The organism is Amycolatopsis sp. lyj-23 (assembly GCF_046549135.1).
GTDB lineage: Bacteria > Actinomycetota > Actinomycetes > Mycobacteriales > Pseudonocardiaceae > Amycolatopsis.
Genome location: NZ_JAJPWN010000007.1, coordinates 144,706 through 162,001 on the forward strand (window position 1 = coordinate 144,706; position 17,296 = coordinate 162,001).

The 17,296-nt window shown below is 73.6% G+C and carries 16 protein-coding genes; 8 read left to right on the plus strand and 8 right to left on the minus strand.

Translation table 11 applies throughout. The features are described from left to right. Window positions 1-76: 76 nt before the first annotated feature. The 6 genes from ACLJPY_RS18925 to ACLJPY_RS18950 all read left to right on the plus strand — a co-directional run bounded on the left by ACLJPY_RS18925 (window position 77) and on the right by ACLJPY_RS18950 (window position 7,604). Window positions 77-1,486: a cellulase family glycosylhydrolase gene (locus tag ACLJPY_RS18925; protein WP_410590130.1), complete on the plus strand. Its 1,410-nt coding sequence runs from the start codon at window positions 77-79 to the stop codon at window positions 1,484-1,486. A 112-nt stretch (window positions 1,487-1,598) separates the two neighbouring features. Beyond that, complete coding sequence (locus ACLJPY_RS18930) at window positions 1,599-1,958, plus strand: ArsR/SmtB family transcription factor (RefSeq protein WP_410590132.1); 360 nt, start codon at window positions 1,599-1,601, stop codon at window positions 1,956-1,958. Beyond that, complete coding sequence (locus ACLJPY_RS18935; RefSeq protein ID WP_410590134.1) at window positions 1,955-2,443, plus strand: SRPBCC family protein; 489 nt, start codon at window positions 1,955-1,957, stop codon at window positions 2,441-2,443. The genes ACLJPY_RS18930 and ACLJPY_RS18935 overlap by 4 nt, the downstream gene beginning before the upstream one ends. A gap of 1 nt (window position 2,444) precedes the next feature. Continuing rightward, on the plus strand, window positions 2,445-3,005 hold the full coding sequence (locus ACLJPY_RS18940; protein ID WP_410590136.1) for a maleylpyruvate isomerase family mycothiol-dependent enzyme: 561 nt from the start codon (window positions 2,445-2,447) through the stop codon (window positions 3,003-3,005). Between the two features lie 131 nt (window positions 3,006-3,136). Beyond that, on the plus strand, window positions 3,137-6,163 hold the full coding sequence (locus tag ACLJPY_RS18945) for an MGH1-like glycoside hydrolase domain-containing protein (RefSeq protein WP_410590138.1): 3,027 nt from the start codon (window positions 3,137-3,139) through the stop codon (window positions 6,161-6,163). Window positions 6,164-6,284: 121 nt separating this feature from the next. Further along, window positions 6,285-7,604: a cellulose binding domain-containing protein gene (locus tag ACLJPY_RS18950; RefSeq protein ID WP_410590140.1), complete on the plus strand. Its 1,320-nt coding sequence runs from the start codon at window positions 6,285-6,287 to the stop codon at window positions 7,602-7,604. Here the strand turns inward: ACLJPY_RS18950 and ACLJPY_RS18955 are convergent, their stop codons facing one another. Continuing rightward, complete coding sequence (locus tag ACLJPY_RS18955) at window positions 7,605-7,790, minus strand: hypothetical protein (protein ID WP_410590141.1); 186 nt, start codon at window positions 7,788-7,790, stop codon at window positions 7,605-7,607. Between the two features lie 83 nt (window positions 7,791-7,873). Between ACLJPY_RS18955 and ACLJPY_RS18960 the strand changes: the two genes are divergently transcribed. Beyond that, window positions 7,874-8,872: a LacI family DNA-binding transcriptional regulator gene (locus ACLJPY_RS18960; RefSeq protein WP_410590143.1), complete on the plus strand. Its 999-nt coding sequence runs from the start codon at window positions 7,874-7,876 to the stop codon at window positions 8,870-8,872. Between the two features lie 42 nt (window positions 8,873-8,914). Here the strand turns inward: ACLJPY_RS18960 and ACLJPY_RS18965 are convergent, their stop codons facing one another. The 6 genes from ACLJPY_RS18965 to ACLJPY_RS18990 form a co-directional block, all read right to left on the minus strand. Next, a complete protein-coding gene (locus tag ACLJPY_RS18965) occupies window positions 8,915-10,120 on the minus strand; it encodes an FtsW/RodA/SpoVE family cell cycle protein (RefSeq protein ID WP_410590144.1) in 1,206 nt (401 codons plus the stop codon). 240 nt (window positions 10,121-10,360) lie between these two features. Then, window positions 10,361-11,371, minus strand: a complete 1,011-nt coding sequence (locus tag ACLJPY_RS18970) for a DUF5914 domain-containing protein (protein ID WP_410590145.1) — start codon at window positions 11,369-11,371, stop codon at window positions 10,361-10,363. A 107-nt stretch (window positions 11,372-11,478) separates the two neighbouring features. Next, window positions 11,479-11,646, minus strand: coding sequence for a hypothetical protein (locus ACLJPY_RS18975; protein ID WP_410590146.1), 168 nt, complete (start codon window positions 11,644-11,646; stop codon window positions 11,479-11,481). Between the two features lie 194 nt (window positions 11,647-11,840). Next, window positions 11,841-12,731 (minus strand): MerR family transcriptional regulator, encoded by an 891-nt coding sequence (locus ACLJPY_RS18980; protein ID WP_410590147.1) that lies wholly within the window; start codon window positions 12,729-12,731, stop codon window positions 11,841-11,843. 228 nt (window positions 12,732-12,959) lie between these two features. Continuing rightward, entirely contained in the window at window positions 12,960-13,937 is a 978-nt protein-coding gene (locus tag ACLJPY_RS18985; protein ID WP_410590149.1) for a MerR family transcriptional regulator, read from the minus strand. Between the two features lie 18 nt (window positions 13,938-13,955). Then, window positions 13,956-14,846 (minus strand): YhjD/YihY/BrkB family envelope integrity protein, encoded by an 891-nt coding sequence (locus ACLJPY_RS18990; RefSeq protein WP_410590151.1) that lies wholly within the window; start codon window positions 14,844-14,846, stop codon window positions 13,956-13,958. A gap of 33 nt (window positions 14,847-14,879) precedes the next feature. Here ACLJPY_RS18990 and ACLJPY_RS18995 point away from each other — a divergent pair, with 33 nt between their 5' ends. After that, window positions 14,880-15,533: a CDP-alcohol phosphatidyltransferase family protein gene (locus ACLJPY_RS18995; RefSeq protein WP_410590152.1), complete on the plus strand. Its 654-nt coding sequence runs from the start codon at window positions 14,880-14,882 to the stop codon at window positions 15,531-15,533. A gap of 13 nt (window positions 15,534-15,546) precedes the next feature. Here the strand turns inward: ACLJPY_RS18995 and ACLJPY_RS19000 are convergent, their stop codons facing one another. After that, complete coding sequence (locus ACLJPY_RS19000; protein ID WP_410590153.1) at window positions 15,547-17,067, minus strand: phytoene desaturase family protein; 1,521 nt, start codon at window positions 17,065-17,067, stop codon at window positions 15,547-15,549. Between the last annotated feature and the right edge of the window lie 229 nt (window positions 17,068-17,296).

Sequence of the window (17,296 nt, forward strand, 5' to 3'; positions counted from 1 at the left end):
CCGGCATCGGGTGTTCTCCTCTGGGAGCGCTCCCAGCCTGTCGAAGCATTCGAACACCGGATCACAAGGGAGTTCAATGAAGCGCTCCATCGCTGCGCTGGCCACCGCCGGCGCGACGGTTCTCGGCGGCACCGCCGTGCTCGCCATGCCGGAGGCTTCGGCCGCCGCGCAGGGCTGCCGGGTCGACTACACCGTCACCAACCAGTGGCAGGGCGGGTTCCAGGCCGGGGTCAAGATCACCAACCTCGGCGACAGCGTCACCGGCTGGTCGCTCAAGTTCACCTTCCCCGACGCCGGCCAGAAGGTCGCCCAGGGCTGGAACGCCACGTGGTCGCAGTCCGGCGCCACGGCGACCGCGGCCAACGCCGACTGGAACCGGACCCTCGGCACCGGCGCCGTCGCCGACCTCGGCTTCACCGGTACCACCACCGGCGCCAACCCCATCCCGGCGTCCTTCACCCTCAACGGCGTCACCTGCACGGGCTCGACGACGACCACCACCACCCCCACCACCACGACCACCACCCCCACGACGACGACCACCACGCCCTCCCCCGGCAGCACGCCGCTGGCCGCCAACGGGCAGCTGCACGTCTGCGGCGTCCACCTGTGCAACGAGGCGAACCGGGCGATCCAGCTGCGCGGCATGAGCACGCACGGCCTCCAGTGGTTCGACTCCTGCTACAACAACGCCTCCCTGGACGCCCTCGCCTACGACTGGCACGCCGACGTGCTGCGCATCGCCATGTACGTGCAGGAAAAGGGCTACGAAACGAACCCGGCCTGGTTCACCGACCGGGTCAACACCCTGGTCGGCGAAGCCGAGAAGCGCGGCATGTACGCGATCATCGACTTCCACACCCTCACCCCGGGTGACCCCAACTACAACCTCGACCGCGCCAAGACCTTCTTCGCGGCGGTCGCCGCGCGCAACGCGGCGAAGAAGAACGTCATCTACGAGATCGCCAACGAACCCAACGGCGTCAGCTGGGGCGCCATCAAGTCCTACGCCGAACAGGTCATCCCGGTGATCCGCGCCGCCGACCCGGACGCCGTCGTGATCGTCGGCACCCGCGGCTGGTCGTCGCTCGGCGTCTCGGACGGCTCCGACGAAACCGAGATCGTCAACAACCCGGTCAACGCCACGAACATCATGTACACGTTCCACTTCTACGCCGCCAGCCACAAGGACAACTACCGCGCCACGGTGAGCCGGGCGGCCGCGAAGCTGCCGTTGTTCGTCACCGAATTCGGCACGGTGACCGCCACCGGCGGCGGGACACTGGACCAGGCGAGCACCACGACCTGGCTGGACCTGCTAGACCAGCTCCAGATCAGCTACGCGAACTGGACGTACTCCGACGCCGACGAGAGCAGCGCCGCCCTGCAGCCCGGCACCTGCGCGGGCAGCGACTACGGCACCGGACGGCTGACCGCGTCCGGCGCACTGGTCCGGAGCCGCATCAACACGCCCGACCACTTCTGATCCACCGGGTGGGGGTTCCGCGCGCGGAACCCCCACCCTTTCTCAACTTCTCGGTTGACAACGGCGGCGCCGCGTTCTAGCTTCTTGTTCAACCGAACAGTTGAGGACAACGGTGGACGAAGACAGCGAGCGGCTCAACCGGGTGTTCGCGGCACTGGCCGACCCGACGCGGCGCGACCTGGTGGCGCGGCTGGCCGGCGCGGACGCGACCGTCGGCGAGCTGGCCGAGCCGTACGACATCAGCCTCCAAGCGGTCTCCAAGCACGTGAAGGTGCTCGAGGAGGCCGGCCTGGTGACGCGCAGCAAGGTCGCCCAGCGCCGTCCGGTCCACCTGGACGCCGAGGTGTTCGACCTGATGACCAAGTGGATCGAGCGGTACCGGCGGCAGGCCGAGGAGCGCTACCGGCGCCTCGACTCGCTGCTGGACCGCATGACCGGCGCCGGAACCCGGCCCCAAGAGGACGCATCATGACCAGCACGAAGCACGGAACCGAAATACGGGCCGACGAGAAGGTCCCGACCATCCGGATCGTCCGGGACTTCGACGCCGCACCCGAGCAGGTGTTCCGCGCGCACATCGACCCCGACCTCTACGCGCAGTGGATCGGGCCGCACTCGGTCACCACCCGGATCACGCGGTGGGACGCGCGCACCGGCGGTGAGTGGGCGTTCGCCAACGACCGCGGCGGCGAGGAGATCGCCGCCTTCCACGGCAGCTTCCACGACGTGCGGCCGAACGAGCGGATCGTGTGGACGTTCACCTACGACGGCGAGCCCGACGGCGTCGCCCTGGAAACCCTGACCCTCGAGGAACTCGAGGGCGGCCGCACCCGGCTGCACGTGCTGAGCGTGGTCAAGGACTTCGCGACCCGCGACGGGATGCTGGCGAGCGGCATGGACACGGGGATCAACGAGGGCTACGCCAAGCTCGACGCACTGCTCGCCAAGGAGGCGTGAAATGACTTCATCCGGACCCGCCCGACGGCACGCCCAGGACGCGGCCCGCTTCACGGAGCTGACGGAGTCGGCCTCGGCCGGCGACTGGGCGCGCCCCAGCCCGGTCGCGCAGTGGACCGCGCTCGACGTCGTGAAGCACCTGGTCGAGTGGCCGCGCGCGTTCCTGCGGGGCGCCGGGATCGAGCTGCCGGCACTGGCCGTGGACGCCGATCCGGCCGGCGCCTGGAAGCAGCACGTCGCCGACATCCAAGCCATCCTCGACGACCCCGCCGGCCGCGTGCTCAGCAACCCGCACACCGGTGACCGGCCGGTCGACGAAGCGATCGACCAGTTCTACACCAACGACGTCTGGATGCACTCCTGGGATCTGGCCAAGGCGCTCGGGCGCGAGCCGGACCTCGGCGAAGAGCGCTGCGCCGCCACCCTGGCCGGGATGCAGCCGATGGAAGCGATGCTGCGCGAAAGCGGGCAGTTCGGCCCGGCGGTGCCGGTCCCCGCCGACGCCTCGGCCCAGGACCGGCTGATGGGCTTCCTCGGCCGCGATCCGGCCTGGCGTCCCTGAGCACCCCGCGCTTCGGTGCGGTCCGGCCGCACCGAAGCCGGGATACAACGTTGTAAAGCTTATTTACAACGTTGTAACGACGCGCTAGCGTCTCCTCCGGCCGGTCCCCGAGGATCACGAGGAGCGTCAGCATGCGCTCGCTTCGACGTCTGTGCACGGTCCTGTCCGCCACCGCGGTCCTCACCGCCACGGTGACGCCGGCGGACGGCACGCCCGCCCCGCCGCCGGGGTACCCGGACCCGGGCCCCGGGACGCACCTGCTCGACCACGCCGCAAAGCTCGCCGGGTTCGTCGATCCCGGTTGGTACGAAGCCAACATCCCGTTCGTCGACCTGCCGGACAAGACGATCGAAGACACCTACTACTACCGGTGGCGCACCTACGAGGAAGCGCTGAAGTACACCGGGCCGAAGGACGGGTGGATCGTCTCCGAGTTCCTCGGCCCGGTCGGCTACTCCGCGCCCGGTGGCGGGATCGACGCCGCCGCCGGGCACCACCTCTACGAAGGACGGTGGCTGCGGGACCACCGGTACCTCGACGACTACGTCGACTACTGGCTGCGGGGCAGCGGCGCGGGCGCCAAGCCCGCCACCGACGGCCTCAACGAGAACACCACCGACTGGGCCCACGAATACTCGTTCTGGGCCGCCGACGCCGTGCTCGCACGGGCCTCGGTCGACGGCCGGTGGGGGTTCGCCGTCGACCGGCTCCCCGACCTGCAACGGCAGTGGGCCGCCTGGTCGCCCCAGTTCGACGCGCAGCTCGGCCTGTACTGGCAGGTTCCGGTGTGGGACGCGATGGAGTACACCGCGAGCTCCTACCAGAGCCCGGACCCGTACCACGGCGGCGCCGGCTTCCGCCCGACGCTCAACGCCTACCAGTACGGCGACGCGCTGGCCATCGCGAGCCTGCTGCGCCGCCGCGGCGCTCCGGGCGACCGGCAGCTCGCCGACCGGTACGACCGGGACGCCCGCGCCCTGCAGGCGAACCAGGACCGCGTCCTGTGGGACAGCGGCGACCAGTTCTACAAGCACGTGATGCGGGACGGCAACCCGGCGCACGCGAAGATCGCGGACCGGGAGGAAATGGGCTTCGTGCCCTGGTACTTCCACATGGCGCCGCCCGGCGCGTCCGGCGCGTGGGCCCAGCTGACCGACCCGGCGGGCTTCTCCGCCGCCTTCGGGCCGACCACGGTCGAACGGCGCAGCCCGTGGTTCATGCACGACGCCCAGCTCGGGTGCTGCCGGTGGTCGGGCCCGAGCTGGCCCTACGCGACCAGCCAGACCCTCACCGCACTGGCGAACCTGCTCACCGACTACCCGCCGCAGCTCTACGTTTCCGCGCAGGACTACTACGGCCTGCTGCGCGGCTACGCCCTCACCCAGCGCAAGAACGGCCGGCCGTACGTCGCCGAAGCGCACCACCCGGACGAGGACCGCTGGCTGTACGACTCCCCCGGGCACAGCGAGGACTACAACCACTCGACGTTCGACGACCTCGTGCTGTCCGGCCTGCTCGGCATCCGGCCCCAGCAGGGCGACCACGTGCGGCTGGCGCCGCTCGTGCCGTCCGCTTGGGACCACTTCGCCGTGGAGAACGTGCCCTACCACGGCCGGAACCTGACCGTGGCCTGGGACCGCGACGGGTACGTCTACGGACAGGGCGCCGGGTTGAGCGTCTGGCTCGACGGCAAGCTCGTGCACCGCCAGGCCGGCCTGACGGCGGTCGACGTGCCGGTGCGGCCGGGCCGGGCCGCCGACGCCGCCCCCGTCGTCGACGACCTGGCGAACATCGACCGCACGGGCTACCCGGCGGCGTCGGCGTCCTACACCTGGGGCGGGGACAGCCCGGCGAACGCGATCGACGGCCAGGACTTCGCCCTCGACGTCCCGTCGACGCGGTGGACCAGCTACGGCAGCCCGAACCGCAGCGACTGGCTGGCCGTCGACCTCGGTGCGGCCACCGACGTCTCGGACGTCCGGATCTCCTTCTACGACGACGGTGGCGGGGTCCGAACGCCGGACGCCTACGCCGTGCAGTACCGCACCGCGGCCGGGACGTGGGCCGATCTGCCCGCGCAGCAACGGGATCCGGCGACACCGGTGCGGGGCAGGCCGAACCGGGTCGTCGTGCAGCCGCCCGTCCGCACCGACGGGCTCCGCGTCCTGCCGTCCCGAGTGGACGGTGGCGCGACCGGGATCACGGCGGTGCAGGCGTGGCGGGCCGAGGACGAGCGGCTGACCGTCCGGCTCCAGGACGGCCCGCCGCAGCTGCGGCCGGGGCAGACGGCCGAGGTCGGCGGCACGGTCGCCAGTTCACAGCCGGTGACCGTCCGGCCCGCGCTCACGCTGCCGCGCGGCTGGACGGCCCAGCCGGTCGGGCCGGGCGGCGATCTGCGGCTCACGCCGGGACGGCCCGTGTCGCTGCGGTGGCGCGTGACCGCCCCCGCGGACACGCCGGTCGGCACCCGGGCGCCGGTGCGGCTGCTGGTCACCACGCTCGACCGCGGCAGCCCGGTGCGCAGCACCGCCGACGTGGTCCGGGCGCAGGTCGTGTTCGACCCCGCCGACTTCGGCACGCCGGTCTGGGACGACGACTTCGGCGGCGCACAGCCGAAGCCCTACCGGATCGGCGCACGCTTCGGGGAACCGGTGCCCGAGCTGAGCCAGGCGGACGGTGCACTGGTCGCGTCCGCGAGCCGGCAGTCCGCCGCCGTGCTCGTGGCGCCGGTGGCCGCTCCGGCCGGTGACTTCGCGGTGCTCCTCGAACCCCGCGCGTTCGCCGGGAGCGCGCCGGAGGACAGCGTGCTCCTCGGCCGCGCCGCCGGACCGGATGATCTGGCCCTGGCCTGGTACAACCACCACTTCGGGACCTCCGGTGCGGACGTGCGGGCCGGCGGCCGCGACTACGGCGACGACGCGACCGGCGGCTGCTGCGCCGCGGTCACGTGGTCACCGGGCGACCGGTTCGCCGTCGTGTCGGACCACCGGGGCGGGCTGACGAGCTGGCTGGGCCACCAGGGCCGGTGGCAGCTGCTGCGCACCATCCCGGGCGGCTCGGCGATCGCGCCGAGCTGGTCCCCCGCGATCGGCGTGCGGCTGACCGCGGGCCGGCTGGCCCTGGACCGGCTGACGGTCGTGGCCCGCGGGCCGGCCTAGGGATCCGGCGAGGAGACGATTGACAAACGGCCGGTGCGCGCGGGACTCTGGGAGCGCTTCCAGACAACGCCGCCGGGGCCCGTTCCGCCTGCCGCGGCCGCAGCAGGCGGAAGGAGAATCCATGGGGTCCGCCTCCCGCCGGTTGGCCGCGCGCCCGGGTGTCCTCGCCGTGATCGCCGGGCTCGTCCTCGGCGTTTCCGTGCTGTGGCCGTGGAATTCGGGGGCCGCACCGGTGGCTCCGATCACCGGCAACGCCACCCACTTCGACGCACTCGGTGCTCCCTACGGCGGCTGCGGCCTGCCGCAGGACGTCCTGGATTCGCCGGACTTCGTCGCGCTCAACGTCTACAACACCCCCGGCGACTACAGCTTCTACCCGCGGCCGATCCCGCCTTCGCAGGCGGCCAAGATCGGCCTGTGGGACAACGGCCGCAACTGCGGGCGGTTCGTCCAGGTCACCATCGGCGACTACTGCACCGGCGTCAACGACGGTGCACCGGGACAACCGTTCTGCCGCAACGGTTCCTGGGTGACCGACGGCTACGCCGGCGCCCAGCTGACCATGGTCGTGGCCGACAGCTGCGGCGACGCGAACGCCTGGTGCCGCGACGATCCCGGCCACCTCGACCTGTCGACGGCGTCGCTGAACCGGTTCGTCAAGAACGGCGTCCCGGTCGGGGACATGAACCCCGCGCACTGGAACAACCGGCACATCTCGTGGTCGTACGTGCCCGCGCCGAACTACACCGGCGACCTGAAACTCGGGTTCCTGCAGGGCGCGCAACGGTATTGGACGGCGATCGCCGTGTCGCACCTGCCCAACGGCGTCCACGCCGTGGAGTTCCTCGGCCCGGACGGCAGCTGGCAGCAGGCCCAGCCGGACAGCGACCTGGGCCAGGCCTTCCTCATCGGCCCGACCGCCACGGCGGGCACCGCGTACGCGATCCGGGTCCGGGACTCCAGCGACGCACTCGTCAACGACGGCCGCGTCTACCGCTTCACGTTGCCGGACCAATGCCTTTCGGGTTGTGCGGCCGCCTACACCGGCATCAGTTATACGACGGGGACCGGCACGGTCACGACCACACCGACGACTCCGACCAGCACGACTCCGACCACGACGACGACCACTCCGGCCGGGGCGTCGTGCACCGCGACCTCCGCGGTGACGTCCTCGTGGACCGGCGGCCACCAGCTGGAGTTCACCGTGAAGAACACCGGCTCGGCCGCTCTCACCGGCTGGAGCACGGCGTTCTCCTTCGCGGGCACCCAGCAGGTGACCAACTCCTGGAACGCCGCGGTGACCCAGACGGGCCAGCAGGTGCAGGCGGTCAACCAGACGTACAACGGGACGCTGGCGCCCGGGGCGGCGACGACCTGGGGCGCCGTGGTGACCGGCGCGGCGCAGCCCCTGGCCGGGCTGGCCTGCGCCACCCGCTGATCAGCCGCCGGCGGTCGCCCGGAACGCGGTCAGCGCGGCCGCGGCGCGGACCGGCTCGTGGGTCATCCACCAGTGGCCCAGGCCGTCGAGCACGGCGACCCCGGCGCCCGCCCGGGCGGCTTGCCGTCGGCTTTGTGCTTCGGTACCGGCGACGTGGTCGGCGGTGGCCAGGACGGCGAGCCACAAGTTGATTGGCCAGCTCGCTCGTGCCGTGCTCTGCGGCGCCGACCCCTTAGGCTCGTCGTCTGACCGCGGAGGGAGGTGACGGCGTGCCCGAACGCGGGCGCCTGCCGCGAATCAAGCGGGCGACCATCGAGGACGTGGCCCGGGAGGCCGGCGTGGGGCGGCAGACGGTTTCGCGCGCCCTGCGGGACCTGCCGGAGATCGCCCCGGACACGCGCGAGCGCGTGCTGGCCGCGGCAACGCGGCTGGGCTACCGGCCGAGCGCGCTGGCGAAGGGCATGCGCACCCAGCGGTCGGACGTCATCGCGCTGATCGTCTCCGACATCGCGAACCCGTTCTACCCGGCCGTGGCGCGCGGGGTGTACGACGCGGCCGAGGCGGCCGGGTGCAGCGTCGTGCTCTACAACACCGACGCCGACCCGGGCCGGGAACGCGACGCCATCGAGGACGCGCTGGCCCGCTCCGCGCGCGGAATCGTCGGGTTCTTCTACGGCACCCCGGACGACGTCCTCGCCGATTACGCGCGGTCGGTTCCGCTGGTGGTCGCCGACCGGGAGCTGCCGACGGAGGTGGCGGCTTCAGTCAGCAACGACTTCGCGACCGGGACCGCGGCCGCCGTCGCCCTGCTCGCCCGGCGGCCGGACGCCTGCCTCGGCATGCTGGACAGCTCGGTCGGCGTCTCGGTCGACGAACGGCGGCTCGCCTTCGTCGCCGCCTGCGCGGCGCACGGGTTCGGCGACGTCTCCGCGCGGATCGTCCAGGGGCCGCCGACCATCCCGGGCGGCACGGAAGCGGCCGGGCAGCTGCTTTCGGCGTGGCCGGAGGTCAACGGGATCTTCGCCTTCAACGACCTGATGGGCATCGGCGCGGTGCAGGCCGTCTTCGCGCGCGGGGGTGCGGTTCCGCAGGACTGCGCCGTGGTCGGGTTCGACGACCTCGAGATGTCGGCCTACCTCCACCCGCCGCTCACCACCGTCCGGATCGACAAGTACGACCACGGCCAGGCCCTGGTCCGGGCCCTGCTGGCCGAGACCGCCGACCGGATCTCGCTGCCGGTTTCGTTGATCATCCGCGCGACCGCCTGATCCGAACCGTCGAGGAGCGGCCTTGACCGGGTCCCTCCGCCGTCATCGGCGGGGCGACGACGGCGCGGTGGTGGCGACCCGGCGCCGCTCACCGATCGGCGCTCGCGCTCGCGGGGCGTACGTCGGCGGGGCGGGCAGCCGCAGCAGCCACCCGAAGCGGCCCGGACCGTGGTGGCGCAACGCCGCCACCGCCTCCGGCTCGTTGCGGGCGCAGTTGGCGAGGATGCCGAACATCGCCAGCGTGACGAGCAGCGACGAACCACCGTAGGAGATCAGGGGCAGGGTCACGCCCGTCACCGGGAGCAGGCCGACGACGTAGCCGATGTTGATCGCCGCCTGGACGACCACCAGGAGCGTGAGCGTGCCGGCCACCAGGCGGATCCACGGGTCGAGCGCGCGCCGGGCGATCCGGGTGCCCACGATCGCGACGCCCGCGTACAGCGCGATCACCGCCACGCAGCCCACGAACCCGAGTTCCTCGCCGACCAGCGCGAAGATGAAGTCGTTCTCGACGCCGGGCAGGTAGCCCCAGTTGGCGCTGCCGCGGCCGAGCCCGCGGCCGAACACCCCGCCGTCGGCGAGGGCGTACAGCGCCTGGGTCGACTGGTAGGACCCCGAGGCGTCCGACAGGAACGTCAGGACCCGGACCAGGCGGTAGTCCGTCGTCACGGCCAGCACCGCGAACCCCGCCGCCGCCCCGGAGACCAGGGCCGCGAACAGGCGGCCCGGGATGCCCGCGAACCACAGCAGGCCCAGCATGATGACGCCGAGGGTGATCGTGCCGCTGAGGTTGGGCTGGGCCATCACCAGCGCGAACATCAGCAGCGTCACCGGGACGACCGGGACGAGCAGGTGCCGCCACCGGTGCAGCAGGTGCTCCTTGGCCACCAGGACGTGCGCGCCCCAGAGCACCAGTGCCAGCTTGGCGAACTCGATCGGCTGGACCGACTGCCCGGCGACGACGAACCAGCGCTGCGCCCCGCCGCCGGCCGAGCCCAGCGGGGTGAGGACCAGGACCAGCATCCCCAGCGCCACCGCCATCGCCTTGCTCGCCATCGCCCGGATCCTGCGCAGCGGCAGGCGGAGGCCGAGCCAGAACACCACGCCACCCAGCACCAGGTACGTGATGTGCTTGCCGAACAGGTCGTACTGCCCGCCGCCGGTGCGCGGGTCGTAGGAGGAGACCGACGACGCGCTCAGCACCATCACCACCCCGACCAGCACGAGGATCCCGGTCAGCGCCAGCACGAGGTGGAACGACGCGAGCGGCCGCGTCAGCCACCCGGTCAGCGCCTCCCCCGCGGCGGCGGCCCGCGATCCGCGCGGACGGCGGCCTGCTTCCTGGACGTCGATGGCGCGAATCCCGTCCCGTTCGGGGAGAACGGCGGTTCCGTTCCCGGTCGCGCCAAACTAACCGCATCCGGCTGGCAAGATCCTGAGAACGCGGGAACGGCCACGGCGAGGAGCTCCCGGAGCGGTGGCCGAGGGCTAGCGGTGATCCCCGCGCAGCGCGTAACGCCGCTCGGCGTACGCCAGGTCGTCCCGCCACAGCCGGGCCGCCGCGCGGCGCATGAGCGGCCGCAGCGCCGGGGCCATCCGGGCGGCCTTGGCGAAGCCCGGGCGATCGGACGCGGCGATCGTCGCCTCGATCACCGCCGTGCGGGGACGGCCGTCGGGGCCGGGGCCGAGCGGGGTCGCGTGCGTTTCCACGACACTGCCCGCACCCTCACCGTCCACAATGGTCATCAGCACCGTCCGGGGGCCCGGGCAGGTGAACTCGGCGACCACCGGGACACCGATCTTGCCCGCGAGCCGGAAGGTGACCTCGACGACGAACCGGTCGTCGGCCTCGGCGACGTCGACCCCCTGCGGCGCCGACAGCACGCGCAGCCGCGCGAAGGAGTACGGGTGGAACCACGCGCCGTGCCAGGGGTCGAGGCGATTGGCCACGACGTCTTCGGGCTCGCAGACCCCGGCCAGCGTCGCCACGGCGTCGACGGTGGTCCCGGCCGGGCGGGGCGGCACGATCGGCCGGTCCGTGGGCTGCTCGCCGCCGATCCGGTCGAGGCGGACCCACGCCAGGACGCCGTCGTCGTGGGACGGCAGGGCCGTCCACCCCGGGCGGCTCGCGCCGACGCGCAGGCCGTGCCAGCGGCAGACCAGCTCGCCGCAGTGCACGCGGGCCTCGGCCAGCGGTGCGCCGAGGTGGGGGCAGGCGCCCGGGCCGACAAGCAGCGCACCGTCCGGCCCGCGCCAGGCGACCAGCTCGCGGCCACCCACCCGCACGCCGAAGGGCCGGTCGGCGCGGATCTCCCGCGCGGCGGCGAAGACGAACCAGTTGCCGGCCGGGCGGGCGCCGGCCCGCTTGACCGCCGCCTCGATGAGCGCGGGGCTGCAGTCGGCGTAGGTGGGCTCCTGGCGCGCCCAGGCCGGCTCGCGGAACGGCTGCACCGGCCACCGGGCCGGCCAGCGCTCGATCACCTGCCGCTTGAGGTCCACCGGAACGCTCCCGCCTGCCACGGCCGGGCGAAACGACCGGCACGCGGGTAATCCTGGGCCATGTGGAGCGGTTGCGCAACGCTTTGCCCCGGCCCGCGGGCGCCGATTCACGCCTTCAGGCGGTCGGTAGCCAACTCCAGGGCGGCCGGCAAGTTGTTGACCCACGGCACGTCCCGCTCAGCGAGGCTCTCCCAACCCGGCCCCGCCGTCACGACGTCGAAACCACGCCGCCGCAGCCGCTGGACCAGCACATCGTCGACCATGTTGACCGACACCGACCAGCCGATTCACGCCTTCAGGCGGTCAGTGGCCAACTCCAGGGCGGCCGGCAGGTCGTTGACCCACAGCACCTCACGGTCAGCAAGGTGCTCCCAACCCGGCCCCGCCGCCCCCGCGACCTCGAACCACGCCGCCGCAGCCGCTGGACCAGCCGGCCGCCGACCATGAAGGCCGACACCGACCAGCCGATTCACGCCTTCAAGCGGTCAGTGGCCAGCTCCAGGGCGGCGGCCAGGTCGTTGACCCACGGCACGTCCCGGTCAGCCAGGTGCTCCCAACCCGGCCCCGCCGTCGCCACCTCGAAACCACGCCGCCGCAACCGCTGAACCAGCACGTCGTCGACCGTATTCGCCGACATCGACCACAGGAACACCACCACCGGGTCGAGCTTGGCCGCGATGGCGCCCGTCGTCTCGGCGGGCACCATCTGGCCCAGGTGGACCGCCGGGATCCCGACCTCCACCATCGCGGCGCGCAGGACCTCCATCGGGAGGCTGTGCCGTTCCTCCGGGCAGCAGGCCAGCAGCACGACCCGCCCGGGCGGGGTGTTCGCGAATCCGGCGCTGTAGCGCTGCAGAGCGAGCGAGATCTCCCCGGTCAGCGCCCATTCGGACTCGAAGCAGACGTCGCCGCGCAGCCAGCGGCCGCCGAGGTGGCGCAGCACCGGGACGAGCACCTCGGTCCACGCCGCCGCCGGGCCGAGCGCGTCCAGCGTCTCGTCCAGGAGCGCGGCCAGCGACGCGAATTCGAGGCCGTCCGCCGCGCGCTCGAGTTCCTCGATGTGCCGCTCCACCGAGAGCTCCGGCACCGGCTGGTCGACGCCGGAGAACGCCGCCGCGGCCGCTTCCCTGGCCCGCATGCCGCGGTCGATGAGCCGCTGCATGTACTGCAGCCGGCGGACGTCGGCGTCGGTGTAGCGCCGGTGCCGCCCGTCGTCCCGCAGCGTCGGGCCGACCCCGTAACGCGCCGCCCAGGTCCGCAACGTCACCGGCGAGACGCCGAGCAGCTCGGCGACCTTGCCGGGCGTCCACGAACCGCCGGCCCGCGGCCCGTCCCGGCCACTCACCGCGTCGACGTCCATCAACACCACGTTCCCACACGCCAGGGACGGCCGCCGGTGCGGTCACCACGCGGTGACCTCCGGCGGAGCAGCCGTTGACCGGCTGTGTCCGCATCAACGGATACGGCATCGGCGGCTCGTCCGACACTCCCGGCGCCCCGAAAAGCACCCGCCGATGGGAGGTTTGTGACTCAATTCACAGTTTATCGGGCGCTCGGATGGTTCCGCCGCGGTCGGGCGCCGACGCGGTCACGGCCAGGTCCGCCCGGTGTGTGCGGAAACGGCCCGCAGAGCCGGTCCCAGCCCGTTGAGGACGGGTCCGATGCGTCCCCCGACCGGGTACCAACCCGGCCCGGCCGCGCGCACCGGCAGGTCCCGGCGGGCCAGCTCGGCCACCAGCGGGGCGTCGGCGCTGTAGGGCGTCATCGACCAGAGCAGCACGAGCGCCGGCTCGAGCCGGACGGCGGTCCGCACGACGACGCCCGGCGCCACCATCTCGCCGAGGAAGACCACCGGGATCCGGGCCTCCCGCAGCACCGCGGCGAGGACCTGGAGCGGGAGCGGGTGCCGCTCGGTCGCGCAGCAGGCCAGCAGCACCGGGCGTTCCCGCGGCGGCGGCGAGACGCGCGCCGAGTGACGCTCGAGCGCCACGGAAATGGCGCCGGCGAGCGCCCATTCGGCGGCGAAGGCGTTTTCCCCGGCCTGCCACCGCTTCCCCTGCCGGCGCAACACCGGCGCGAGGACGTCGGCCCAGGCCGCGGTGGTGCCGTGCCCGGTCAGCAGGTCGTCGAGGAGGACGGCCAGTGCGGGCAGGTCGATGGCCGCGGCGGCCTGGTCGATCTCGTCGGCCCAGAGGCGTGATTGCGCCGGGGTGACGGCCTCGGCGAGCACCAGTTCGGCCGCCGTGCCGGCCCGGACCCCCTGGTTGACCAGCGCGTGCATGCGGCGGAGGCGCTGCAGCTCGCGGGGGCCGTAGAGCCGGTGGCCCCCGGGGCCGCGGCGGGCCGGTCCGAGGCCGTACCGGCTGTCCCACGCGCGCAGGAGCACCGGCGACACGTCGAGCGCGGTGGCGATCTGACCCGTCGTCCACCACGAAACCCGGTCGGCTGCTTCGACTTGCAGTCTCGTCGTCACTCGTCCCTGCCACTGGTCGCCCGGCCGCGAAACGCACTCGCCGGCTTCGACCGGCGTTACGCCGATGATGACCCAGTCGAATCGATAGTGCAACGCTTTAGGGTGGCTCCATCAAGCGGCTTGGCCGGACTTGCGGGAGTGTTCGGACGTGTCGCTCGCTTCCGCATCGATCAGCCGGGCTCCGAGCCGGGTCCGCTCGGCGCTGAGGACGAGCCGGTACCCGAGCAGGAGCAGCACGTGGAGCAGGTAGAGCCACAGGATCAGCGCCGAAACCGCACCGACCGCCGCGAGGCCGCCGAAGGGCACACTCCAGTCCAGGGGGATGGCCAGGAACAGGAGGAACCCGTGGAAGAACCCCGCGAGCACGGCGGCCACGGCGAACGCGCCCGCCACGAGCGGTCCGCGGTGTACGCCGCGCGGGGCACTGCCGGCGAACACGATCGCGGTCACCACCGCGATGATGAGCCAGTCGATGTGGAACGACAGCGTGATGCCCCAGAACGTCGACCAGCCGCCCCGCGCGTAGAAGCCGGCCACTGGGTCGGCGGTGGCCAGTGGCGCGATCGCCAGGGTCGGGCTGAGGACCAGGACGGGCACGAACATCAGCCGCCCGCGCCAGCCGACGAGGGCGCCGGCGCGCTGCCCGGCGACCTGGACCAGCCCGCGCAGCAGGCCTTCGCCGTAGAAGGTGGCCGGCAGCAGGGTGACCAGCAGCGCGGTCCACGGCGTGCCGAGCGCGGCGGTGGTCAGGGCCTGCAGCGCCGGTCCCGGTCCGTGCCCGGGCGGCAGCGCGTCGGCCCAGCGCGAGACACCGTGGCGGACGAACCCCGGCGACCCGAGGACCGCGGCGCCCCGCAGGGCGACCAGCGCCAGCGGGACGACGGCCAGCACGGCGAAGAACGTGACGCCGGCGGCCCACAGGGACAGGTCGCGGCCCCGGAGCGCCCGGCCGGCGTCCCGCAGGACGACGGCCGTCCGCCGGGCCACCTCCCGGGCCCTCACGCCGGCCCCCCGGCGCTCGAGGACGACGACGGGGTGGCCGGCTGGTCCCGGGCGCACCAGCACGACGTCTCGGGAAGCGTCCTGGCGGTCGGCTGGCTGCGGGCGATCCACCTGCTGGCCCGCCCGGTGCTCGGCGTGCCGCCCGACGTGCTCACCGGCTGCGGGCTGCTGAGCGCGGTGGCCGCGGTCTGGCTGGCCTCACTGGGCGGCGCCGCGCTGTGGCCGGCACTGGCGGCGATCGTGGCGACGGGGGTGTTCGACGGCCTGGACGGCGCGGTGGCGCTGCGCACCGGCCGCGCCCGCCCGCTGGGCGCGGTCCTCGACGCGGCGTCGGACCGGCTGACCGAGCTGTGTTTCGTGGCGGTCCTGCTGGTGCTGGGCGCACCCGCGGGGTGGTGCGCGGCGATGGCGGTGCTCCTGTTGCTGCACGAGTACGTCCGGGCCCGCGCCCAGGCGGCGGGCATGCCGGGCGCGGGGGCGATCACGGTGGCCGAGCGCCCGACGCGATTGGTGGTGACGGCGGTCGCGGTCACCGGGGCCGCGGTGGTCCCGGCGGGGACACCGTGGACGGGGTGGGCGTGGGGAACGACGTGCGCGGTGCTGGGCACCGGGTTGTCGGTCATCGGGCTGGCCCATCTCGGGGTCGGTGTCGCGCGGGCGTTCGGGCGGTATGGGAAGCGTCGGTGACGCGCGGAGCCGCTCATCCCCGGCCGCCCCGCCGGTCGGCGACCCGTGCGCGCCCGGCCGGTCCGACGAGTCCCGCCACGATCTCCGCCGACATCGCCACCAGCGGCAGGCCGCCGCCGGGGTGGGCCGAGCCGCCCGCGAGGTACAGCCCCGGGACCGGGCTCTCATTGGCCGGGCGCAGGAGGGCCGCGCGGGGGCCGTTCGACGACGATCCGTAGATCGCTCCGCCGGGCGCGCCCGTGTCGCGCTCGAGGTCGGCCGGGGTGCGGATCTCGCGCCAGCGGACCCGGTCGCGCACGTCCAGGCCGCGGGCGGCGAGGATGTCGAGCACCCGGTCCGCGTACCGCTCCGCCCGTCCCGGCGCCGTCCAGTCGACGCCGGCCGCCGGGTCGTGGCGCGGGGCGTTGACCAGCACGAACCACGCCTCGCAGCCCGGCGGGTGCAGCTGCGGGTCGTCGGGGGCGCAGACGTAGATCGTGGGGTCGTCAACCAGGCGGGGGTGCCGGCCGAAGATCGCGTCGAACTCGGCGTCGTAGCCGGCCGGGAACAGCACGCGGTGGTGGCTCGGATCCGGTGTCCTGCCCCGCAGGGCGAGCAGCAGCACGAACCCCGCCAGCGACGGCTGCGTCCGCCCGAGCGCCCGCCGCGGCCGGCGGGCACGGGGGTCGTCGAGCAGGTCGGCGTAGACGTGCGTGGCGTCCGCGTTGGCCACGACGGCCGAAGCGGCGAGCCGCTCGCCGTCCGCCAGCCGGACTCCGGAGACGCCCGCCGGGCCCGTCTCGATCGCCGTGACCTCCGCGTCCGTCCGGACGTCGACGCCCATGGCGAGGAGCCGGTCGACGAGGGCGTCCCCCAGCCGCCGCAGGCCGCCGCGGACGTGCCACGCGCCGAACTCCTGCTCGACGAACGGAACGACGCTCAGCACGGCGGGCAACCGCCGCGGGTCGGAGCCGGTGTAGGTCGCGTAGCGGTCCAGCAGCATCCGCGCGCGCGGATCGCTCAGCCGGCGGCGCCCGATCCCCCGCAACGTGCGCCACGGCGCGATGGCCAGCAGGTCCCGGACGCCCCGGGCGTGCCGGAGCAGGTCGCGGGGGCCGTGCAGCGGGCGGCGCAGCACCGGCTCGCCGACCAGGCCCCAGAGCCGCTCCGCGTCGCGCATGAGGCCGCGCCACTCTTCGCCGGCGCCGCCGCCGAAAGCCGCTTCGAGGGCGTCGGGGACGGCCGCGCGCTCGTGCGGGACGGCCAGCTCGGTGCCGTCGGCGAACCGGTACCGGCAGGCCGGGTCGACCGGCACGATGTCGACCAGTTCGTCAAGGTCCGCGCCGGTGGCCGCGAAGAGCTCGCGATAGACCGAGGGCAGCGTGAGCAGGGACGGGCCGGTGTCGAAGGTGAAGCCGTCCCGGCTGCGGGCGCCGAGCTTGCCTCCGCAGGTGGCCGAGCGTTCGAGCAGGGTCACCCGGTGCCCGGCGGCGGCGAGCCGGGCGGCGGACGCCAGGCCGCCCATCCCGCCGCCGACCACCACGACGGCGCTCATGCCGATGTCCGGGTCGGCCGCGGGTTCGCCGTGCGAGCCAAGCCGTCCCCCGCCCACGGTCCACCCACGCGATTCCCCGGCACCCGGCCCGCGGACGCCGAGCACCCGCCGGCCACCACGGCGCTCATGCCGATCCCCCGCTCGGCCGCGGGCTCGCCGCGCGAACCCGAGACTTTCCCGCCGACGCCCCACCCGCCGGCCACCGGAGCGCCCGGGCGGAAACCATCCG